General features: G+C 59.5%; 22 protein-coding genes. 13 read left to right on the forward strand and 9 right to left on the reverse strand.

Features of this window, described 5'->3' with window-relative positions; genetic code table 11:
• The first annotated feature begins 70 nt into the window (after positions 1-70).
• Complete coding sequence (locus JTP94_RS15185; RefSeq protein WP_204851311.1) at positions 71-394, forward strand: hypothetical protein; 324 nt, start codon at positions 71-73, stop codon at positions 392-394.
• Between the two features lie 83 nt (positions 395-477).
• Here the strand turns inward: JTP94_RS15185 and JTP94_RS15190 are convergent, their stop codons facing one another.
• Positions 478-657, reverse strand: coding sequence for a sensor histidine kinase (locus tag JTP94_RS15190; RefSeq protein WP_204851312.1), 180 nt, complete (start codon positions 655-657; stop codon positions 478-480).
• 191 nt (positions 658-848) lie between these two features.
• On the opposite strand from JTP94_RS15190, the gene JTP94_RS15195 reads away from it, so the two are divergent.
• Positions 849-1415, forward strand: coding sequence for a TetR/AcrR family transcriptional regulator (locus JTP94_RS15195; protein ID WP_204851313.1), 567 nt, complete (start codon positions 849-851; stop codon positions 1413-1415).
• A 55-nt stretch (positions 1416-1470) separates the two neighbouring features.
• Entirely contained in the window at positions 1471-2439 is a 969-nt protein-coding gene (locus tag JTP94_RS15200; RefSeq protein ID WP_204851314.1) for a quinone oxidoreductase, read from the forward strand.
• 49 nt (positions 2440-2488) lie between these two features.
• Here JTP94_RS15200 and JTP94_RS15205 read toward each other — a convergent pair whose 3' ends face one another.
• On the reverse strand, positions 2489-3394 hold the full coding sequence (locus tag JTP94_RS15205) for a LysR family transcriptional regulator (RefSeq protein ID WP_246754983.1): 906 nt from the start codon (positions 3392-3394) through the stop codon (positions 2489-2491).
• A 134-nt stretch (positions 3395-3528) separates the two neighbouring features.
• Between JTP94_RS15205 and JTP94_RS15210 the strand changes: the two genes are divergently transcribed.
• Together JTP94_RS15210 and JTP94_RS15215 are read left to right on the forward strand one after the other, a co-directional pair.
• Positions 3529-4524 carry an NAD(P)-dependent alcohol dehydrogenase gene (locus JTP94_RS15210; RefSeq protein WP_204851316.1) on the forward strand — a complete coding sequence of 332 codons (996 nt, stop codon included), beginning with the start codon at positions 3529-3531 and terminating at the stop codon, positions 4522-4524.
• An 83-nt stretch (positions 4525-4607) separates the two neighbouring features.
• Positions 4608-4895 (forward strand): DUF1330 domain-containing protein, encoded by a 288-nt coding sequence (locus JTP94_RS15215; protein ID WP_204851317.1) that lies wholly within the window; start codon positions 4608-4610, stop codon positions 4893-4895.
• A 118-nt stretch (positions 4896-5013) separates the two neighbouring features.
• On the opposite strand, the gene JTP94_RS15220 is transcribed toward JTP94_RS15215, so the two are convergent.
• Entirely contained in the window at positions 5014-5454 is a 441-nt protein-coding gene (locus tag JTP94_RS15220) for an Rrf2 family transcriptional regulator (RefSeq protein ID WP_204851318.1), read from the reverse strand.
• Between the two features lie 100 nt (positions 5455-5554).
• Here JTP94_RS15220 and JTP94_RS15225 point away from each other — a divergent pair, with 100 nt between their 5' ends.
• Both JTP94_RS15225 and JTP94_RS15230 read left to right on the forward strand, forming a co-directional pair.
• Positions 5555-6028, forward strand: coding sequence for a nuclear transport factor 2 family protein (locus JTP94_RS15225; protein WP_204851319.1), 474 nt, complete (start codon positions 5555-5557; stop codon positions 6026-6028).
• 27 nt (positions 6029-6055) lie between these two features.
• The gene (locus JTP94_RS15230) at positions 6056-6844 is read left to right on the forward strand and encodes an NAD(P)-binding domain-containing protein (protein ID WP_312038177.1); all 789 of its coding nucleotides are present in this window, start codon (positions 6056-6058) and stop codon (positions 6842-6844) included.
• A 229-nt stretch (positions 6845-7073) separates the two neighbouring features.
• Here the strand turns inward: JTP94_RS15230 and JTP94_RS15235 are convergent, their stop codons facing one another.
• The 6 genes from JTP94_RS15235 to JTP94_RS15260 form a co-directional block, all read right to left on the reverse strand.
• Positions 7074-7427, reverse strand: coding sequence for a cupin domain-containing protein (locus JTP94_RS15235; RefSeq protein WP_204851321.1), 354 nt, complete (start codon positions 7425-7427; stop codon positions 7074-7076).
• Positions 7428-7458: 31 nt separating this feature from the next.
• On the reverse strand, positions 7459-8565 hold the full coding sequence (locus tag JTP94_RS15240) for an FAD-binding oxidoreductase (RefSeq protein ID WP_204851322.1): 1107 nt from the start codon (positions 8563-8565) through the stop codon (positions 7459-7461).
• 54 nt (positions 8566-8619) lie between these two features.
• Complete coding sequence (locus JTP94_RS15245) at positions 8620-9327, reverse strand: ABC transporter permease (protein ID WP_204851323.1); 708 nt, start codon at positions 9325-9327, stop codon at positions 8620-8622.
• Positions 9328-9329: 2 nt separating this feature from the next.
• Positions 9330-10043 (reverse strand): ABC transporter permease, encoded by a 714-nt coding sequence (locus JTP94_RS15250; RefSeq protein WP_204851324.1) that lies wholly within the window; start codon positions 10041-10043, stop codon positions 9330-9332.
• A 58-nt stretch (positions 10044-10101) separates the two neighbouring features.
• The gene (locus tag JTP94_RS15255; RefSeq protein ID WP_204851325.1) at positions 10102-10914 is read right to left on the reverse strand and encodes a transporter substrate-binding domain-containing protein; all 813 of its coding nucleotides are present in this window, start codon (positions 10912-10914) and stop codon (positions 10102-10104) included.
• 93 nt (positions 10915-11007) lie between these two features.
• Complete coding sequence (locus JTP94_RS15260) at positions 11008-12408, reverse strand: aminotransferase (RefSeq protein ID WP_204851326.1); 1401 nt, start codon at positions 12406-12408, stop codon at positions 11008-11010.
• A 302-nt stretch (positions 12409-12710) separates the two neighbouring features.
• Here JTP94_RS15260 and JTP94_RS15265 point away from each other — a divergent pair, with 302 nt between their 5' ends.
• The 6 genes from JTP94_RS15265 to JTP94_RS15290 all read left to right on the forward strand — a co-directional run bounded on the left by JTP94_RS15265 (position 12711) and on the right by JTP94_RS15290 (position 20261).
• Positions 12711-13181 carry an Lrp/AsnC family transcriptional regulator gene (locus tag JTP94_RS15265; protein ID WP_047462962.1) on the forward strand — a complete coding sequence of 157 codons (471 nt, stop codon included), beginning with the start codon at positions 12711-12713 and terminating at the stop codon, positions 13179-13181.
• A 470-nt stretch (positions 13182-13651) separates the two neighbouring features.
• Entirely contained in the window at positions 13652-13957 is a 306-nt protein-coding gene (locus tag JTP94_RS15270) for a hypothetical protein (RefSeq protein ID WP_204851327.1), read from the forward strand.
• Between the two features lie 295 nt (positions 13958-14252).
• On the forward strand, positions 14253-16271 hold the full coding sequence (gene hflK / locus JTP94_RS15275) for a protease modulator HflK (RefSeq protein WP_246754985.1): 2019 nt from the start codon (positions 14253-14255) through the stop codon (positions 16269-16271).
• Positions 16268-17278: a protease modulator HflC gene (gene hflC, locus JTP94_RS15280; protein WP_204851329.1), complete on the forward strand. Its 1011-nt coding sequence runs from the start codon at positions 16268-16270 to the stop codon at positions 17276-17278. Before hflK (JTP94_RS15275) ends, hflC begins: the two co-directional genes overlap by 4 nt.
• A gap of 2 nt (positions 17279-17280) precedes the next feature.
• Positions 17281-18321 (forward strand): protease modulator HflK, encoded by a 1041-nt coding sequence (gene hflK, locus JTP94_RS15285; protein WP_204851330.1) that lies wholly within the window; start codon positions 17281-17283, stop codon positions 18319-18321.
• Positions 18318-20261, forward strand: a complete 1944-nt coding sequence (locus tag JTP94_RS15290) for a cation-translocating P-type ATPase (RefSeq protein ID WP_204851331.1) — start codon at positions 18318-18320, stop codon at positions 20259-20261. Before hflK (JTP94_RS15285) ends, JTP94_RS15290 begins: the two co-directional genes overlap by 4 nt.
• The last annotated feature ends 198 nt before the right edge of the window (positions 20262-20459 follow it).

Here is a 20459-nt window from a genome sequence, read left to right on the forward strand (position 1 = left end):
CGACAAACGCCAAATAGCTGAAAGGCGAAACGATGTCCGGCGGGTCGCAACGATGTGAGAAAGAACCTTTGTGGCCGCATTGCCCGCTAAAGTTAAGCACCACGATCAGATACACATCAAATGGTGGATCATTCTCCCACACAGCGTGCTCTGGTGGCACTCATGTCGCGAGCTGCTGCTCCTCAGTAAAACCTACAGCCCCGATCAGGTCATCAGCACTCTGGTGGAGATGGTACAGGCTCGGACTTTTGTTCCCGGTGAATCCTTCGCTGCGAAGGTTCAAGTCGCGTCGGGAAAATTCGACGTTATATCGACGCAGCTGATCGACACCGATGTCCCAGCGGAATTACCAATCGTGATGATTGTCGCGCCGAGTTGCTTCACAAGGGCCTGAACAATTGCAGTTCCGAGGCCACCGCCGCTCTTTGTCGCCGGCCCGAGATCTTTGCCGATGCCGTTATCCGAAACGGTGAGTAGTCAGTCCTCGCCAGCAACCTTGTAGCTCACATCGATCGCATCACCTTTCTTCGGAATCGGAAAAGCATACTTGAACGAGTTGATAACGAGCTCTGTAACGATCAAGCCGAGGCTCACGGCCTGGTCTGACCCGATCAGCCCCTTGTCGGCCATCACCGCTTTTTCGATCACGGTGTCCACTCTTCAACTCGATTCGATCCATGATCGAGCCAGCCTCGCCGTAGCAGGTGGTTCGCCCAGCCATATCCTTCGTATGTTCTCGTATGGTCAGGCGACCCAATCACGAAACCTGATTGGGGCAGATCGCCTCGTAGCAGATCAATCCCGGATTCATTATTGAACAATCGTTCCAGAACGACTATATTGTGCTCATGGCAAGACCGCGGGAATTCAACACGGACGCTGCGCTTGATGACGCGATCCACGTCTTCAGAGAGCATGGATTCGAGGGTAGCTCGGCCCAGATGCTCGTTGATGCGATGGGGATCGGAAGGCAAAGCCTTTACGCTGCATTCGGCGACAAGTGGCAGCTCTATTGCGCGGCGGTGCGTCGCTACGGGTTGGGCGAGTGTGCTGCGCATTTCGGTGCACTGCAAAGCGGTGCGCGCGGGATCGACGGGATCGTTGCGATGCTGCATCGCGTCGTCGAAACCGCGGATCAGCCGTGCCTTGGCGTCAGTTCGACCTATGAATTCGGTGCGTCCCGCCCTGACCTTGAAGAGATCCGCACGCTCCTGGGCAAAAGCCTGCGCGGAGCCATCGTAGCCCGCGTTCACGATGCGCAACGCGAAGGCGATATCGCCCCGAGCCTGGACGCGGAAGCAACCGCTGAATTTCTGATCGCCAACATTGCCGGCATCCGGGTCGCTGGACGCGGCGGCGGCGACCGCGCCGCGCTGGCCAGCCTAGCCGACATGGCGCTGAGGGCGCTGCGGTAGCGCCCTTTTTTTTTAACTAATTATGGAACGATCATTCAAGAGAGGAGCACCATCAATGAGAGCGGTTGTGATGAACGGGATAGGCGGCCAGGAGATGGTGGAATATGTCGAGCGTCCCGAACCGGTGGCAGGTCCGGGCGAGGCATTGGTCGAGATCGCCGTCGCGGGCGTCAACTTCATGGATATCGGTGTGCGACAGGGAATGGCCTGGACCAATATTCCCAACCCCAAGATTCTTGGCGTCGAAGGTGTCGGGCGGGTCCTGAAGGTGGGGGCTGACGTCGAGGGCATCGAGCCCGGCCAGCGTGTCGCCTGGGTCTATGCGCCCGGAAGCTATGCGGAACGGATTGCAATCCCTGCTGCATCGCTGGTGCCGGTTCCCGACGCGATCGACGATCGCGTGGCCGCATCCGTGATGATGCAGGGTCTCACCGCCAGCCATTTCGCGACCGATTTTTATCCAACTCAGCCCGGTGACGTCGCCTTCGTCCACGCGGCCGCGGGTGGCGTCGGGCTGCTACTGACCCAGATCATCAAACTGCGGGGCGGCCATGTCATCGGACGCGTCTCGTCGGAGGAAAAGGTCGCGGCGGCCAGGGAGGCCGGTGCAGACCATGTCATCGTCGATACAAAAGGCCGGTTCGCAGAAGAGGCGTTGCGTCTGACCAAGGGCGAAGGAGTGCATGTCGTTTATGACGGCTCCGGGCCAACGACCTTTCAGGGCTCGCTCGACATACTACGCCGATCGGGAACATTCTGCTGGTATGGTCCGGTGCTTGGAGGCCCTGGGCCGCTCGATATCATGAGCCTACCTAAGAGCATCAAGATCGGCTATGCGACATTTTTCGACCATATCCATACGCCCGGTCTGCTGCGCGCTCGCGCGGCACAGCTATTCGACTGGATCGCCGAACGGAAGCTCAAGGTCCTGATCGGCGGCGAGTATCGGCTTGCCGATGCGGCGACGGCCCATGCCGACATGGAAAGCCGCAAGTCCACTGGCAAGCTGCTCCTGGTCCCATGACCGCCGGTGTCGCCGTCGTCTTCGGCGGCGGAAGGGGCCTCAAAGCACGCTAATCCACTGCCGTGGGTAAATAGTCGGCGGCGCTCACCGGATGACGCATACGCGTGACGGCAAACTCGATAAAGGCACGCAATTTGGGCAGCGCCTGGCTGCGACTTGGGTGATAGAGCGAGAGGCCGGGCACATCTTCGCCAAAAGCGTCGAGCGCGGTCTCAAGCGCCCCGGCATCCAGATAGGGCATCACGAGCGAACGCGGCAGTCGGAACAATCCAACACCGCGCAGTGCCGCCCTGATGCACAAATCAATATCGTTGATCACCAGGGGACCCGTGACCGCGATGGTGACGGGCCGCCCCTGAACGACAAATCGCCAGTGGTCCGCACCACTCGCATCGGTCCGATAAAGGATGCAGCGGAAGTCGTGCAGATCTTCGGGGCGCACTGGCCGGCCTTGCGCCTTGAAGACACTCGGCGCCCCCACCACTACAAACCGCTCGGCCGGCGTTAGACGAACGGAGACCATATCCATTTCGACGAAATCGCCGAGCCGTATGCCGGCGTCATACCCTTCCGCGACGATATCGATCGGACGATCCTCGCCAGTGAGTTCGAGCTGGATCTGTGGGTGGGCAGCCAAGAAATCGGGCAACAGGCGGTTGATCAGCAACGGCAGGGCCGCTCGCGGCGCGTTGATGCGCAGCTTTCCTCGCACGTCATCGCCTAACCCGCCAGCGGCGTCGATGCCGGCGCTCAACATATCCGCCGCCGGCCGCGCGTGGGCAAGAAGCCGTTCGCCTGCCTCCGTGAGGTTTACCCTCCTGGTCGTCCGCACAAAAAGAGGTGAGCCGACCCGGGCCTCAAGGTTCCGAATTGCTTGGCTGACAGCGGAAGGCGTCACCCCGAGACGCGCCGCCGCAGCCCGAAACCCCCGCAGTTCGGCAACAGCCAGAAACATGACTACGCCGTCCATACGCGCTCGATCTATTGTGAAGTTTGATTGCACAGGCTGTACCAATATAGAGCGATTATCAAACAATCATGCTCCCGGTAAAAAGAAATCACAAGGCATCAAGTCCAGGAGCAAGATCCATGCGTTCATTCCACATCAGCAGTTTTGGCGGACCCGACAACCTGATCATCAAAGAGAGCGAGATTCCGAAGGCCGGTCGAGGTGAAGTCCTGGTCCGCGTCAGGGCGTCGTCGCTCAATTTTCGCGATCTGCCCATTTTTGCCGGCCAGTATCAGCCGCCCGTTCAAATTGGCCGCGTGCCGTTGTCGGATGGCGCCGGCGAAATCGAGGCAGTCGGTGAAAGCGTCAAGCGCTTCCGGGTCGGCGACAAGGTTGTCAATTCCTTCCTTCCCAACTGGTTTGGCGGAACGTTGAACACTCCACCCGAGCAGTGGATCGTCGATCACGATGGCTGGCTGACGGAATACAAGGTGGTCAACGCGGAGATCCTTGTTCCCATGCCATCTCACATGAGCTTCGAGGAAGGCGCTACGCTTTCCTGCGCCGCAGTGACGGCATGGTCGGCACTTGCCGGTGTTCGCGCCGGCGATGTGGTGCTTACTCAGGGCACCGGTGGCGTGTCATTGTTCGCCGTGCAGCTGGCCGTTGCGCTTGGCGCCAGGGTGATTTCGACGACCTCCAGCCATGAGAAAACGCAGACGCTTCGCAGGCTCGGCGCGCACGACGTCATCGATTACAATGCGACGCCCGAGTGGGGTGACGCGGTCCGCGAACTCACCAACGGCCGCGGCGTCGATCGCGTTGTCGAGGTGGGCGGCCCCTTGACCCTGCCCCAGTCGATGAAGGCCTCTGCTGTTGGAGCGGAAATTTCCATCGTTGGCATCCTGGCAGGGTATGAAGGTGGCGTCGATTTCATGACCATGTTCATGAGCCGGGTCGGCTTTCGCGCGGTGACAGTTGGAAACCGCCGGGATCTCGAGGACATGTGCCGGGCGATGGAACAACATGGCATCCGGCCGGTAATCGATAGCGTCTATGCATTCGATGACGCCAAGGCAGCCATCACGCACTACGGCGCGCGCAATATCGTAGGCAAGGTCGTCATTCAGCACTGATCTTATGCCGGACTCAAAGTATCGCGGACGGAGCGTGAACAACCGCCTTGTCAGCCGCACGTGGTCAAATCGGAGAAGCGCGAATGACCGCCTATGTCATCTATATCCGCGAGCAAACATACGACCAGGAGGAGCTGGATATTTACGTCAACTCTGTAGGACCAGTGCTCGAAAAGTTCCCAATGCAGTTCCTTGCCGCGAATGGCAGACTGGAGGTGTTGGAAGGGCCAGCACCCGAGGCCGTGGCGATCGCCGAATTTCCAACCGTCGATGCAGCTTTAGCCTGGTATCGCAGCCCGGACTATCAGGCTGTCGCGCAGCACCGCTTTAAGAGCGCGTCCTATCGAGGCTTTGTCGTCGAGGGTCTTTAACGGCGAACTGTAGACGAAAAAACGGACGTTCTCCCCTCATGGCTGGGGTCTTCAGGGAGCTCGGCCATGAGGACGCCTCGCTTGGTCGGGGTGGAAACCCATGCCGCAGGCTGTCTTTTCAAACGCGCTCCGCGTCGAGGGTGCGAAGCTCCAAGAGTGCATCGGCCAGCGTCCGCCCACCCAACAGGTGCAACACCGATTCATCCACCTCGTCGGCCAAGTTCCCAAAGAACCGTTCGACATTGCAACTGACGAGGCACCGATGGGGGATATCGCTACGTCCGGTCCATAGCTTCTTGTCCCCCACAGTCGCCTTGTAGATTTCGCCGAGCGTGATCGCGGCGGCGTCGACGCTTAGGCTGACACCTCCGTCTCGTCCCATGGTCGAACGAACAAGATCCGCCTGCATCAGGGGCACCAACAATCGCCTCACGAATGTTGGATTGGAGTTGACCCCCTCTGCCAACTCAGCGGAACTCAACCGTTCGACGCCCTCGACCTGAGCCAGCGCCAGGCTCAGCATCATCTGCAAGGCGGTCGGGAAACGGACATCGATCATCATCTGCTCCTGTTTGGCCAAATATGTATCTTTTACTATTGCAGATCAAGTTCGATATATGTATCCATCATCGTATCATATTTTCTCAAGGAGACCTTCCATGTCTGATGAACGTGAAATTCAAGAGGTGATGGCGCGGTATGTCCGAGCAGCCGACTACCGAGACGGAGCGGCAATGAGCAAAATCTTCCTGCCCGAAGGCAAGACCGAGATTTTCTACAACAATGCAGGCACAGCTGAGCTTCTTGGCGAGTTGGTCGGAGCGAAAGCCATTGGCGAAGCCGTTACCACGTTGATGAAGCCGCATCCGCCGCGGGGGTGGAGCCATCACACCACCCATGACCCTATCATCGAAGTGAAAGGTGACACGGCAACACTCGACGTCCATTTCGTGGTGTTCAACGTCGTCGGAGCAGAGAAGCCCGAAGGCGGTTGGCCGGCAGGGGCTTTTGGCGCGCAAGGAACCATCACCCCGATAGAGAGTGGCTACTACCGGCCGATCCTGAAGAAAGTCGATGGACGTTGGATGATAGCAAACAACCGCATCTATCACGACATCCCTTACGCCTTCTAGGCGAAGCAAAATGACGCCGCGGTCCGCATTGGCGCAAACAGATCCAGAACTGGAGAAACCATGCAAATCGGTCTGATCGGCGCCGGCAAAATCGGCGCCTGCCTCGCACGAAAGTTCAAGGATGCGGGGCATACCGTGCGGATCGCAAACTCCCGCGGCCCCGAGACCCTCGCCGATTTGGCGAAAGAGGTCGGCGCGACGGCAGTGCCGGTCGTCGATATCGCCCGACAGTCGGACATCCTGGTCATATCGGTGCCAATGAAGGCTATCCAGCAATCTCCGGCCAATCTGTTCGATGGCGCGCGCAACGACCTCATCGTGGTCGACACTGGCAACTACGCTTCCTTTCGTGACGGGCGCATCGAAGCGTTGGAAAATGGTATGCTCGAGACGAAGTGGGTCGCCGAGCAGCTGGGACGACCCGTCGTCAAGGCGTTCAACAGCATCTCGATTGGCAGCCTCCGAAAGCAGGGGCACCCCAAAGGCTCGCCGGAGCGCATCGCCTTGCCGGTCGCAGCCGATGATCAGCGGGCCAAGGACGTGGTAATCGGCCTCATCGAGGAGATCGGTTTTGACGGGATCGATGCCGGCGGTCTTGACACATCCTGGCGCCAGCAGTTGGGAGGCGCACTCTATTGCACTGATCTTGGCGCCTCTCGGCTGAAAGAGGTCATGCAGGGCCTGACCGAGGACGACTACGCCAAGCTCGGCGAGCGCCGCGACATAGCGTTGAAGGCAGTGATGGATTGGAGCAATGGTCTTATCACAGGAGACCTAGCACGGCTGATGCGCTCGCTCGCCGGCCTGCCGGACTAGTTCCGGAAGTCCGGCGATCCAAACGACTTCAAGGCAGGAGAAAGCCATGATGATCGTGGTTGTGACGGGTGCAAGCCGAGGGGCGGGAAAGGGAATAGCCATCGCCTTGGGAGCGGCAGGGCCTACGGTCCATGTGACCGGTCGGAGCGCCGCGGACGGCGACCGCCTTTTGGCGGCACCGTGTTCAAAACCGCCGCCCTGGGTAGCCCTGCAGCCCAAGCTCACTGCCTCAATCCTTCTGCACCCAAAGCTTCCGGGTGGTCTCGATCACGCGCCAGATGCCCTTGAACCCTGGCTTCATCACGAAACTGTCGCCCGCTTGCACACGGCGCGGCGGCGGGCCCTCCTCGATCAATTCCGATACGCCAGAAAGAATCGAGCAGAATTCCCAGCTGTCACCCTTGATGGACCAATAGGCGCCGGGCGTGACCTCCCAGATGCCGCTCGTCACAGTGCCGTCGGCGGACGTTTCAATGTCCCATGTCGTGAATTTCGGTTCACCCTCGATAAGCCTGTCAGCAAGGGGAACGCCATGGCGAGGTGCCGGCAGATTCTCGAAGTCAAAGAAGGTCAGTCCACTCATGCGATGCCCTTTCTAGCTTGGTCGCAAATAATCATTCCGATGTCGGCCAACCGCCGGCCGCCCACAGTTTCAGGTCCGCTGGACTGAGGGTGCCCTGGACACAGGCAATCAGCTTCTCGCCCATCAAAGGGCCGAACTTGAACATCTGGCCGTCGCAATTGGTAATCACCAGGGTTCTGCCGACCATGTCGGTGTGAAACGCCTTGCTGCTGTCCTTCACATAATAGCCAACGGCCATCCGGCGCGGTCTGTACAGATCTGCTTGCCGCAGGAACGGCAGAAAAGGCGCGATAACCTGGTATCCCTCATCGGGATCTGCGCCAAAGCCAAAGGCCGGACTTCCCGCCTTGCGATGGGCTCCGGATCCAAACTTCAAGCCTGTATCGCGAACCGGCATCAAAGCGTAATTGTCGCCTATTCCGATATCCGTGAGGCAAGGACCGCTGCGCCATTGATGCATGATGTCGTCCGGGACATCGACGTAGCAGACAGCCTGACGGTACGTCGGCCGCGCGTATTCGGGCAGCAAGTCACCGAGCCAGGCGCCCGCGGCAACAAGAACCGTGTCGGCTTGCAGATCGGTACCGTCTTCAAGGGAGACCAGGGCACGGTGCATATCAACATGAACGACGCGGGTATTGGCGCGCACGTCTGCACCAGCGTTGCGGACCCAGCCGGCCAGCGCGCTGACAATGCGGTCGGCCAAGAGAACGCCACCGTCCTTGTTCAGAAGGCCCCATGTTCCTTCAGGGACGGTCAGATGTGGCGCAAGCCGCTCGATCTCCACGCTGTTCAGGCGCTCGTGAGAAATTCTGAGGTCTTGGAAGGTCTTGAGCGTGTCCGCAACATAGTCGGTTGGAGCATGCGATAGGCCGAGGGCACCGGTGCGCTCGAACAGGCAGATCCCCAGATCATCCCAAAGACGCTGCCACGCAGCGAAGGCATGGCGCACCATCGTGGTGTAACCTGCCGCCTTTCCATACTGGTAGCGGATCAATCGATGTTGATCATGGGACGCCGACTGTGGATTAGGGACAGCGCCCTGCTCCAACAGGCTAACCCTGAAGCCGGCTTTTAGCGCGACCCGAGCAGCTGACAGCCCCACCACACCCGCGCCAATGATGATGACATGCTTCAACGTCTTACCTTTCGTTCTTGTGTCAGCTGACCCTCTGCAGATTGCCGCCGGCCGCTATCGCCGCGAGCGTGCCAATCGCGGGCCTTCGAAATGGGACAGCCGGGTCTCCAGCCACCCGATGGCAGACAGGGCCACGAGGTTGATCGCCAGATAGATTACGGACGCCAAGACAAAGATCTCGATGATGGCGAAGGTTTCGCTCATCAGTCGCTTGGCATAACCGGTTATTTCCAAAACCGTGATGGTCGAGGCAAGGCTCGATTCCTTGATGATCATCGCGACCTCGTTGGCATAGGCGGGCAACGCCTGACGCAGGGCGAGTGGGAAATGGACCTTGTGAAGCGTCACCCAGGGCGACATACCGCTCGCCTTGGCCGCCTCAAGCAAACCAATCGGGACCGACATAAAAGCGCCTCTGAATATCTCGCTGGTATAGGCGGTTGTATTGAGGATGACGGCGAAGATGGCGCATCGCAGACTATCGCCGACTAACCACCACAGCACCGGGTTGTGCCGGACGAAGGCTAGCTGTCCGACCCCGTAGTAAAGAATGAAAATTTGCACCAGGAGCGGCGTGCCGCGGAAGACCGCGCTGAACCCGTTGCAGATCGCCACCAAAGACTTTCGCCGCGACAGGCGAGCAAGCGCAAAAGCTAAACCCATCGGCAACCCGACGCCCACGCCGAACGCGGAGATCACCAGCGTGTTCCACGCACCCTTCAAAAGGACAGGCAATGCTGCCTGAATGAGATCGAAGTCCATGCTTAGGTCCTCCTGAAGCCGCGATTGAGGCGCGCTTCGACACGCGTGAAGAACATTTGGCTGAAGCCGGTTATGGCCAAGAAGACGAGACCAGCAATCACGTAGAAGAGGAGTGGGCTGCGTGTGGTCCCCGCGGCAATCGCCGATAGTCGCATGAGCTCTTCCAATCCCACCACCGAAATGAGCGACGTATCTTTGATGGTCGACTGCCAGACATTGTTTAATCCTGGCAACGCGTAGCGCAGCATGAGCGGCCCGATGATCTTGAGGTAGACGATCCGACGCGGCAATGACAACGAGAGAGCGGCCTCGATAATTCCGACCGGGATGGCACGAAGCGCCCCGCGCAAAACCTCAGTCGAATAGGCACATGAGATGATGCCGATTGAGATGACGCCCATGATGAAGCCGTAGCTGTCGCGCGCCGCTTGCTTATAGCCGAAGACATCGGCAACGGTATCCACCGCCTGGACGGAACCGAAAAACAACAAGTAAATCACCAGGAGGCCGGGTACGCTACGGATCAGAGTGGTGTAGCTGTAAACCAATTGCGAGATCAGCCAAGGACCGCGCCAGCGAGCGAGAGCGAAGGGGATTGCAAAAAGCAGTCCTAGCAGCATTCCCAAAAGGCCAACGACGATGGTGACGCCACTGCCTCTGAGGATTGCCGTGGCCCAACCCTGCTCCACCATGAGATGCCAAAATGTCTGTATCATCCGTCACCAGTAAACGTGCCGTCACTGCACGCAGTGACGACATCGACATTTGCATCGCTTACAGCTTGCAGGAAAGCGTGTAATCGTCGCTAAACCATGTCTGGCTGACCTTCGTCATCGTACCGTCTTTAATGAGAGCACAAATCGCCTTGTCGAGCTTTGCCTTGAGCTCCGTATTGCCCTTGCGCAGTCCGACGCCCATCCCCTGCCCGAGCGTTGTCGGATCATCGCTGGATCTGACTTTGATCTCCACACGGGTAAAATTCGCACCATCTGAGGTCTTCAGGAAGTCAGCCCATGTCGGCGCATCCCCGAAGGCGGCGTCCAGTCGGCCGGCGGCGAAATCGGCCGTCAACTGGGTGGTGGAATCATAGGTCTTGAGGTCGGCGGTCGGAATGTTCTTGGCGATATAGCGCGCATAGGTCGTGCCGTTGACGACACCAATCGATTTACCGTCCAGGGCCTTCAGGACTTCGGCGAGCGAAGTCATGGACGCAATGGGCGATCCCTTGGCGACGGCGAAATACTGCGGTGCCGAACCATAGGGGATGGAGTAGTCAATCTTCTTCTTGCGCTCGTCCGTAATGCCGAGACCCGATATGATAACGTCGAAGCGGTTCGTATCGATCGACGGTATCAAAGTGCTGAAGGACTGGACGACGAACTTGCATTTGACCTTCATTTCCTTGCAAATCGCGTTGGCAACATCAGCGTCATAGCCTGTGACATTGCCGTTTGCATCCGCCATGCTGAATTGTGGCGCGTCGCCTTCGGTTCCAACGGTGAGAGTTCCGTCATCGGCTCTGGCCGACATAGAAAGCGATGAAAACAGTAGTCCGCCCATGATCAGGGCCAGCGATATTTTTTTCATATTTCATTCCCCTTTTTATTTGTTAGGTAAGCGTATTCTCTCAGTCATGCACGCATTGAAGCCTCAAGAAATCTCCTTGCTTAATCGCTCCGATCACAGGGCGGCGCCCTCGACGGTGAGTTCGTCCATTACCTGATGCACAGCGGCGGCCGCGATTGCGACCATCTCGTCGATCTCACCCTCGGTCATAACGAGTGGTGGAGCAAAGCCGAGAATATCGCCATGCGGCATGGCGCGAGCGATCAGCTGGCGGTCGCGTGCGGCCTTTGAGATCCGTGCCCCAACCTTCCGGTCGGGATCGAAGCGCGTTTTCGACTCCCTGTCGGCGACGAATTCGACGGCGGCCATCATGCCGACACCGCGGACTTCGCCGACGATCGGAAGCTGACTGAATTCCTGTTTCAGGCGCGATAGAAGATAGGCACCTCGGATGGCGGACTTAGCCGCAAGTTGCTCGTTCTCGACAATATCGAGGACCGCATTGGCAGCCGCCGCGCCGATCGGATGGCCGGAATAGGTGTAGCCGTGGGAAAAGCTGCCGACTTTTTCGGTGCCAGCCTCCATAACCTCATAGACCCGTTCGCCGACGATACAGGCCGACAGCGGCACATAGGCCGACGTCAGGCCCTTTGCGACGGTTACCAGATCGGGTTCGATGCCGTAGAGATGCGACCCAAAGGGAGCGCCTGTACGGCCGAAGCCGCAAATCACCTCGTCGGCGATCAGCAAGACGTCATGCTCGCGCAATACAGCCTGAACCTTGTCCCAATAGCCCGCCGGCGGCGCTATTATGCCACCGGTGCCCAGCACCGGCTCGGCGATGAATGCGCCGACCGTATCCGGGCCTTCGGCCAGAATGAGAGCCTCAAGCTCTTTGGCGCGCCTGGTGGAGAATTCCTCTTCGGTCTCGCCTTGATGAGCACCCCAATAGTGATGCGGAACGCCGGTACGCAGGATACCGGAGACAGGCAGGTCCATATGGTCGTGGTAGAAGCTCAATCCCGTCATCGAGCCGGAGATGACTGAGCAGCCATGATAGCCCCGTTCGCGGGCGATGATCTTCTTCTTGCGCGGTTTGCCGAGAAGGTTGTTGTAATACCAGACAAGCTTGGCCTGGGTTTCGTTGGCATCCGAGCCGGAGAGACCATAGAAGACCTTCGACATGCGCCCAGGAGCCATCCTTATCAGGCGGTCGGACAAAACAGCCAGCTCCTCGGTCGTGTGGGCAGCATAGGTGTGATAATATGCGAGCTTGTAGGCTTGGCGAGCAATCGCCTCAGCGACTTCCGTCCGGCCATAGCCAACATTCACACAATAGAGGCCAGCGAAACCGTCAATATATTCGCGCCCCGTCGCATCGGTGATGCGCACGCCCTTGCCCGTTTCCATTATCGTCGGGCCACCGGCCTCGCCTTGGGCGTAGTCTTTCAGGTAGGTGAATGGGTGCAGGACCGAACTGCGATCCATTTGACTGATTTCATCGATCGTAGGCATGACGGTATTTCCTTAGGCGGCAAGATTGCCGAAGCAGACGTATTTCAATTCCGTGAGTTGGCCGAGGCCATGTCCTGAACACTCGCCGCCGAGTCCAGACCCTTCCAACCGCTGAAGCGAAGCGGTGCGCCAGGACAGTAGAAAATGACATTGGGCGCATCGCTTTTCCGCCTTCCCATTTCTTGCTCTTGATCAAACTTATTCGCGTAGCAAAGCACGTTTCCTGCAAGATCGCTGTCGCAACGCAGAATTTCTGCGTATATTTTCACCATGCACAGAAAATCGGCAACAGAGGTCAGGGCATGGATCGAATAGACGCAAAGCTGCTCAACATCATTCAGACAAACAATCGCCTAGCGTCGGAAGAGCTGGGAGAACTCGTCGGCCTTTCGGCGACCGCGGTTCAGAGAAGATTGAAGAAGCTGCGGGCTGATGGCGTTATCGAAGGAGACGTGGCGATTGTCCGGCCGAAATCAGTCGGACGGCCGGTATCTATGTTCGTACTCGTGACACTGGAGCGCGAACGAGCCGATATCGTCGATCGTTTTAAGCAGTCGATACGGCAGACGCCGGAGGTGATGAACGGCTATTACGTCACGGGAGATGCCGACTTCCTGCTGATCGTAACCGCCGAGAGCATGGAAGACTACGAGCAGTTCACCCGGAGATTCTTTTACGAAAACAATGATATCAAGGGGTTCAAGACAATGGTCATCATGGATCGTGTCAAAGCCGGCTTCTTCGTTCCAATCGATGCCGAACGATTTAAGTAAGCATCGCTCGCCGGTGTCAGAAGAGATGTGAATGAAGCATTTGAAGACCGGGTGTTGATTTCAACCGCGAACCGACCCTCTTTTCCATTTTGCGCAGACCACGCTGTCGTCGTACAAAACCTCGGTAAGATGGCGTTGTCCGCGGCTAAAGTGGGTCAAGGAGTTGCGGAAAAGGGGCCAAATCCTCGCGGAATTCAACACCATCCGAACGTTTCGAGCAGATCGCCGGCACTGAACGAACAGGCGAGGCTGCTGCGAAGATTATCATGTCGCTGGTAGCTTGCGCCCTCCTCTTCTCGGCGGAGCTGTGGATCGTGGTCAGCAGCGTCGTTCCGCCGATGTTCAGGAAATTCCACCCGATCCCCAGATCGGACAATCAATCGATAGAGGATGAGTTGTGGAAAGTTTGGGTTGACCGCTTTCGATGGCGAGGCGACACTTCAATCCGCAGCAAGGCAGGAGGAAGAACGATGGACGAGCCAGACCGCTGGCGCCACATGGCAAGCGCGCCGAAAGACGGCAGTCGGATCCTCGTCACGATCCGCCCGTCCGAACAGGGGCCGGCAGGAGTTGACCTCGCCTACTGGTCGAATGGCGATCAGTTCGGTTCAGAAGGCTGGCGCGCCTCTGATTCTTCGCCGGGCCGCGTCATCCAATATGCCGAGCCGGAGCTGAAGTGCTGGATGCCGATGCCCTCGGCCAATCTCAATCGCACCTCCATGCCCTCACCCTGGGAAGGCGACGACGCCCAGCAGCTCGACGGGTCGGGGATTTAAGAACCCGCGCCGCCGCGTTGCGAAGATCCGATAGCCGGCGGGTGGCATAAGGCCAGCTCTGTCCAGACGACGGGCACCGACGGCCAAGCTCGTCGTAGCTAAACTATGTCTGTTTTCCGGGGGCTACGCGGCACAAGTGATGCCGATCAGCCGGCTTTCCTTGATCAAGGTGAGGCCTTGCAGATAAGCGGGCGATACGTAATAACGTATCCTCACACCCAAATGGTCGCGGCGCTGGCGAGATAGATAGAAACCTTTCTTCAATGCGGCGTGGAAGAGCGCATATAGTATGGGAATGCCGAAAACTAGTTCCGACGATACGCAGCAGCTTCCTGAGATCAAAGACCGAGCAGACTTCCAACTTGCCGCGGTTCAAGCGCATGATATTGCAAACCAGGGCTTCAGCGTCTCAATTTTCGCGGCCCTGCTTTTGCTCTGTGCCCTGATTGCAAATACATTCAACCTCAACCCAATTTGGGTGGCTCTGTTTTGCAATAACGCCGCTGCACTTATCCTGTTTGGCACCGGGCTTCGATCTGCCTACGACGTGGCGGAATGGCGTCGAAAGAAAGCCGGTCTCGCCGGTATTCGGCTCGGGGAACCCGCGCAATGGCTCATTGCTTTCGTGACATCGCCGTGGTCGCCGCAGGAGATGGAAGGGCCGGATCGGATCGAGCGGTGGACGGGAAGCGCTTTCTTCGCGGTGCGGTCACTCCTGTTGCGGATCGGAGCCCGCCCGCTCTGGGTCGCCGGTCTCTCCCTGTTCGCATGCCTGATCGTCTACGCCGGCTGGCCATTGAAGGCGGATGGCACAGCGATCGGAACGCCGTCCCTCGTCATCATTGCGGCCTGTCTGGCTTTCGCCTTTCTTCTGCTTGTGACGGAAAGACGGCTCGCCGCGATCGATGCAGCGGAATGGCCCGAGGCAGGAGCAATTTCGCAATTGTCGCGCGTGCCCATTTTCGTGCTCGTCCTGTCTTGCTTCTGCCTGTTCCTGAGCGCGCGCGGATCCGAACTGTCCATCAAACTCCTGGCGGCGTTGGGAGGCTTTGTCGCGCTTGTCGGGCTTGAGCTCCTGCTCCGCGCGATCGCCTCTATGTTCCGTCCACAAAACGACAGCGGCGAGCCGGCATTGATCGCCACCAGCCTTATCGCCGGCACTCTTCGGTGGCCACCTCAGCCTTTGGTCGGCATCCAATCTGAATTGCGGACCAAGCACGGCATCGACCTTCGACAGATTTGGGCTTTTTCGTTCATTCGAAAGACCGCTCCGGCCATCATTCTTGGAACACTCCTTCTGGGTTGGCTGTTGAGCGGCTTGCGCGAAATTCCGATGTCCGGCCGTGGCGTATATGAGCGGTTCGGCAAGGCCGAGGGCATCCTGCATTCCGGCCTTCACATCGGTCTTCCGTGGCCGTTCGGCCGTGTCATTGCCATCGAGAACGGCAGTGTGCACGAGCTGGCAACCTCCGTCAGCACGAACGGCAGTGGCGAGGCGCTGGCCGATGCCGAAGGGCCAGCGCCGGAAAGTGCGAACCGGCTATGGGATGCCTCGCACATCAGCGAGAAATCGCAGGTCATCGCCAGCGGCACCGGCGGCGAGCAAAGCTTTCAGGTCGTCAACATGGACGTCCGCTTCGTCTACCGCATCGGTCTTTCGGACCAGGCGGCGATGAAAGCCGCCTATCGGGTCGCCGATCTGCCGGCCTTGATCGAAAGCACAGCGAACCGGGTATTGGTGCATGATTTTGCCAGAAGAACGCTCAACGATGTCTTGAGCGAGGGCCGGCTGTCACTGGCAAGCGATATCGCCTCGACAGTCCAGAAAAACATGGATGAGCTGAACAGTGGCGTCGAGATTCTGGCAGTCGTCGTCGAGGCTATTCACCCACCCGCCGGCGCGGCCAATGCATTTCACGGCGTCCAGGCGGTAGAGATCAGCGCCGAGGCGCTGGTTGCGCGCGAGCGGGGAGCAGCAGCCGAACAGACGAACGAGGCGCAATTGAATGCCAGCCTCCGGCAGGACGATGCGACAGCGACGGCAAGGGAAGGCATCGCGGCTTCAGAGGTCGCAAAGCTGCGCTTCCAGGCCGAGCAATCAGCCTTCCACGAGGCGGGACAGGCATTTCTGACAGAGGAATACTTCAATCAACTAACGATGGGACTATCCCATTCAAAGGCTCTCGTCCTCGATCACCGCATCGGCGGAAGCGTCGCTCCGACTCTCGATCTCCGGAGCATGATGTTGCCGGTCGATCCCGACACAAATGCCGAGCCGAACACTCCATACCAAAGCGAAGAAACCGGCCCATGACTGACGCACACGCCCATCCGGGCCTAGACCATCACGGTCACGATCATCATCATTCTCACGGCGGTGATCACAACGTGACAATGCCCTTTCGGTGGTCCCGCCTGATCGTCGCGATGATCGTCGTCGCCATCATTCTGGTCGCCGCCTGCCTCGTCCAGGTGAGATCGGGAGCCGCGACCATCATCACCAGGTTTGGCAATCCGGCTCGCGTTCTGATCGATCCAGGCCTCGCCTTCCGGCTTCCCATTCCTCTGGAGAAAACCATCGACGTCGATCTGCGCGCCAAATCAACGTCCAGCGGCCTGCAGGATGTCGGAACCAAGGATGGGCTGCGGATCATCGCGCAGGCCTATGCGATCTGGCAGGTTCCCCCCGATCCGGATGCCATCAAGCGCTTCGTGCGGTCGGTTCAGAACCAGCCGGATCAGGCGGCAGCGCAAATCCGCACGTTCCTGGGATCATCGCTGGAAACCAGAGCCAGCAATTTCGACCTGTCGTCGCTGATCAATCCCGATCCGGACAAGCTTCGGATCGATGCCCTGGAGGAGCAACTCAAGGCACAGATCGCACAGCAATTGTTCGACACTTATGGATTGCAGGTTGTCGATGTCGGTATCGAGCGCCTGACCTTACCGTCGGTGACGTTGAACGCCACCGTCGACCGCATGCGGGCCGAGCGTGAGACAATCGCCACCGAGCGTGCGGCGGTCGGCAAACGCCAGGCTGCGGAGATTCGTTCCGCAGCCGAACGCGACGCGAGAGTCCTGCAGGCGGACGCGACCGTGAAGGCTGCCGATATAGAAGCCAAATCCCGCGTCGAAGCGGCGCAGATTTATGGAACGGCCTATAAGAGCGCGCCGGAGCTTTACGAACTGCTTCGCTCGCTCGACACGCTCGGCACGATCGTCAATTCCAACACGCGCCTTGTCTTACGCACCGATGCCGCACCGTTCCGGGCTCTGATCGATGGTCCACCCAGCGCCGCGTCGGCAGGCGGAGCACGTTAGAGATGGGTGCGGTCGGGGATAGGAATTCGGCGGCGCAACATCAGGCCTTTCGTCTGGTGTCCGTGCTGCTGTCCGCAATCATGGTGCTGGCGGCCGTCGGCTGGGCGACATCCAATATCAGGGAGATCGCGCCGCAAAGCCGGGCCGTTATCCTGCGCCTGGGCGCCTTAGATCGGGTGCAGGAATCTGGCCTGCTATGGGCCTTGCCTGCGCCTTTCGAAAAGGTTTTGCTTCTGCCCGACGCCGCAACGGTCTTGGAACGCCGGATCGATGGATTGCTTCGCTCACCAGCCGCGCAGGCCGGCGAAGCCGGCACTGCGACAGAAAGCGATACCCTGGCGGGATCGGGATATCTGCTGACCGCAGACGCGAGTGTCGTTCAGCTCGATATCCGCGTCTTTTATCGGGTGACCGATCCCTTCGCCTATGCCCTGCAAGAGGAGCACGTCCTTCCGGCGCTGGACCGTCTCGTGACCCGCAGCGCCGTTGTGATCTGTGCCTCACGCGATCTGGACAGCGTTCTGGTCGCACGCCCGGAACTGGTCTCCGCCGACAGCGATGTCGCCGAGCGTCGCGAGCGTTTGCGCGCCGACCTGGTGAACAGCATCAATAGCAGTCTAAACTCCCTGAAAGCGAAGGGCACGGGTCTCGGGATCGAGATCGACCGGGCCGATGTTCAATCCACACTCCCGGCGACGGCCGTTAGCGCATTCGATGGGGTGCTGACGGCAAGCCAGCAGGCGGAGCAGGCGATTGCGTCAGCGCAAAACGATGCGGAGAAGGACAAGCAGGCCGCCGATCAGGAAGCCGACCGGATCGTGCAGGTGGCGGAAGCGCAATCCAGCGAACGGCTGGCAAAGGCACGTGCCGACACTGCCACCGTCACCGGCTTTGCCAGCACGCAAGGGTCCGATAGCGATCCCGGCCTTCTCTGGCGTCTCTATCGGGATCGCGTTGGCAAAATCCTGTCGCAGGCAGGCTCGGTGGTCACGGTCGATCCCCGGGACGATGCACGGCTCATTCTGCAGGGAGCCGACAAATGAGTGTGGCGACCGATCATTCGCACGGCTCCCATGGCCACGCGCACCATCATGGCCATGTGCTCAGCGCCGGCCTGCTGACCGCTAACGAAAAGCAGGCGGCGGCCGTTCAGCTCACACTCGCCATGATCGCCTTGAGCTTGCTCGCGCTCGGCATCGCCTGGCGCTGGCTTGCGCCTGACGAAGAGGGCGTCAGCCAGCTTCTGCTGGCGGCTGCCTCGCTGATCGTCGCAGTTCCGGTCGTACGGTCCGGTTGGCATAGCCTGCGCCATCCAAGCCTGCATGGCATCACCGATCAGTTGATCGCCCTGGCGATGCTGGCTGCCTGGGCGACGGGCGATCTGCTGACCGCCGCGCTTCTGCCGATCATCATGATATTCGGCCATGTGCTGGAGGAGCGCAGCGTCATCGGATCGAAAGAAGCGATGGAGGCGCTGGCGCGTCTGACCCGCAGCCACGCGCGGCTGATCACGCCGGATGGCGGGACGCGTGAAGTCGACAATGTCGCGCTGAAGCCAGGCGATTTGGTGGAGGTGAGAGCGGGAGACCGCATTCCCGCCGATGGTCGCGTCAGGGAGGGACACGCGAGCCTCGATACCGCGCCGATCACCGGCGAATCCGTGCCTCTCGAAGTCTCCGCCGGTATGGACGTCTTCGGTGGCGCGATCAACCTGGACGGTCGCCTTGAGATCGAGGTGACCCGAGCAGGTGAGGATTCGACGCTTGGAAAGGTCATCGCGCTGATGCAGCGCGCGGAAAGTTCAAAGCCGCCGATCACCCGGCTCTTGGAGCGCTACGCTCAGCAATATCTGGCCTTCGTATTGACGATAGCGGCCATCGCCTGGTTCCTCACCTACAATGACCAGATCATGCTTGCGATCCTGGTTGCAGCCTGCCCTTGCGCCCTGGTCCTGTCTGCGCCGGCAACGGCGATTGCCGGTATCGCGGTCGCCGCGCGCCACGGCATCCTCATCCGTAGCTCGGCATTTCTCGAAGAGCTGGCAGACCTGACCTCCTTGGTCATCGACAAGACCGGCACCCTCACCTTCGGCCGGCTTCGGCTGCAGGACATCAGGCTTACCGCCAATACGGACCGAGAGACCGTTCGGGCCTTGGCCGCCTCGCTGGGCGCTGCCAGCAGCCACCCGGTCAGCCGGGCGCTGGCCTCGCTCGTCGCCCATGATGCTCATCACCCCCTGACGAGCGTTAGGGAATTTCAAGGCTTGGGCGTCGTTGCGAGCACGGCGATGGGTGAAGTGGCCCTCGGGCGTCCCGAATTGTTTGAACGCCTGTCCGTCATCGTTCCCCCGGTTCCCTCGCATGACGGTCCGCTCGCGGGCATGTCCATCGGCGGAAATTTTGTCGCCTGGCTTCTCCTGTCGGACACGGTCAAGCCCGAAGCAGCGGCTGCGATGACGGAGTTGCGGGCGCTCGGGCTCAATCGGCAGCTTCTGCTCACCGGCGATCGCCAATCGGTCGCGCATGCCCTGGCGCGCGAGATCGGCATAACCGACATAGCGGCTGAGGCCCTGCCCGCGGACAAGCTGAAACGCGTGCTAAGCGAGACGAAAAGCGGCTTCAAACCTCTTGTCGTCGGCGACGGGATCAACGACTCGCTCGCCCTCAAGGCCGGTGCCGTCGGGATTGCTTTGGGCGCGGGCGGCGCCGATATCGCGCTTGCCTCCTCGGATATCATCCTGATCGGTAGCGATCTGCGACGGCTCGGCACATGCATCCGCCTCAGCAGGCTCTGCCGCCGGACGCTGAAAACCAACGTCATCATAGGCCTCGGCTGGACAGTGGCGATCGTCGCATTGGCGGGTTTCGGTTTTCTCGGAGCAGCGGGAGCCGTTGTCGCCGCCCTCCTCCACAATTTCAGCACCTTGCTGGTGCTGGCGAATGCCGGGCGGCTGATGCGATATGACGAACCACTGACGGCATGAGGCAAGATCTCCTTACATCATCAGCTAACCGCCTCAATAGAAATCGGGAAGCAAAAGCCGCATCGGCCCCAAGCGCCATGTGAACGAGTGTAAACCCGTTTGAACTCCGCTGTTGCCTGTTCCGGCGGTGATGTCGGCGGTTCGTACCTGAACACCTGCACGGTCCGGGCGCCGTGCGCGATGGTGCGCTTCTTCCTT

Source organism: Martinezella lusitana, assembly GCF_016901135.1.
Lineage (GTDB): Bacteria > Pseudomonadota > Alphaproteobacteria > Rhizobiales > Rhizobiaceae > Rhizobium > Rhizobium lusitanum_D.

Excerpts from the sequence above, each read along its gene's own strand:
- JTP94_RS15210 (WP_204851316.1), top strand. The coding sequence starts at position 3,529 with ATGCGTTCATTCCACATCAGCAGTTTTGGCGGACCCGACAACCTGATC.
- JTP94_RS15245 (WP_204851323.1), bottom strand. The coding sequence starts at position 9,327 with ATGGACTTCGATCTCATTCAGGCAGCATTGCCTGTCCTTTTGAAGGGT.
- JTP94_RS15255 (WP_204851325.1), bottom strand. The coding sequence starts at position 10,914 with ATGAAAAAAATATCGCTGGCCCTGATCATGGGCGGACTACTGTTTTCA.
- JTP94_RS15250 (WP_204851324.1), bottom strand. The coding sequence starts at position 10,043 with ATGATACAGACATTTTGGCATCTCATGGTGGAGCAGGGTTGGGCCACG.
- JTP94_RS15215 (WP_204851317.1), top strand. The coding sequence starts at position 4,608 with ATGACCGCCTATGTCATCTATATCCGCGAGCAAACATACGACCAGGAG.
- JTP94_RS15260 (WP_204851326.1), bottom strand. The coding sequence starts at position 12,408 with ATGCCTACGATCGATGAAATCAGTCAAATGGATCGCAGTTCGGTCCTG.
- JTP94_RS15200 (WP_204851314.1), top strand. The coding sequence starts at position 1,471 with ATGAGAGCGGTTGTGATGAACGGGATAGGCGGCCAGGAGATGGTGGAA.
- JTP94_RS15220 (WP_204851318.1), bottom strand. The coding sequence starts at position 5,454 with ATGATCGATGTCCGTTTCCCGACCGCCTTGCAGATGATGCTGAGCCTG.
- JTP94_RS15225 (WP_204851319.1), top strand. The coding sequence starts at position 5,555 with ATGTCTGATGAACGTGAAATTCAAGAGGTGATGGCGCGGTATGTCCGA.
- JTP94_RS15270 (WP_204851327.1), top strand. The coding sequence starts at position 13,652 with ATGGACGAGCCAGACCGCTGGCGCCACATGGCAAGCGCGCCGAAAGAC.
- JTP94_RS15205 (WP_246754983.1), bottom strand. The coding sequence starts at position 3,394 with ATGTTTCTGGCTGTTGCCGAACTGCGGGGGTTTCGGGCTGCGGCGGCG.
- hflC (WP_204851329.1), top strand. The coding sequence starts at position 16,268 with ATGACTGACGCACACGCCCATCCGGGCCTAGACCATCACGGTCACGAT.
- hflK (WP_246754985.1), top strand. The coding sequence starts at position 14,253 with ATGCCGAAAACTAGTTCCGACGATACGCAGCAGCTTCCTGAGATCAAA.
- hflK (WP_204851330.1), top strand. The coding sequence starts at position 17,281 with ATGGGTGCGGTCGGGGATAGGAATTCGGCGGCGCAACATCAGGCCTTT.
- JTP94_RS15195 (WP_204851313.1), top strand. The coding sequence starts at position 849 with ATGGCAAGACCGCGGGAATTCAACACGGACGCTGCGCTTGATGACGCG.
- JTP94_RS15235 (WP_204851321.1), bottom strand. The coding sequence starts at position 7,427 with ATGAGTGGACTGACCTTCTTTGACTTCGAGAATCTGCCGGCACCTCGC.
- JTP94_RS15290 (WP_204851331.1), top strand. The coding sequence starts at position 18,318 with ATGAGTGTGGCGACCGATCATTCGCACGGCTCCCATGGCCACGCGCAC.
- JTP94_RS15265 (WP_047462962.1), top strand. The coding sequence starts at position 12,711 with ATGGATCGAATAGACGCAAAGCTGCTCAACATCATTCAGACAAACAAT.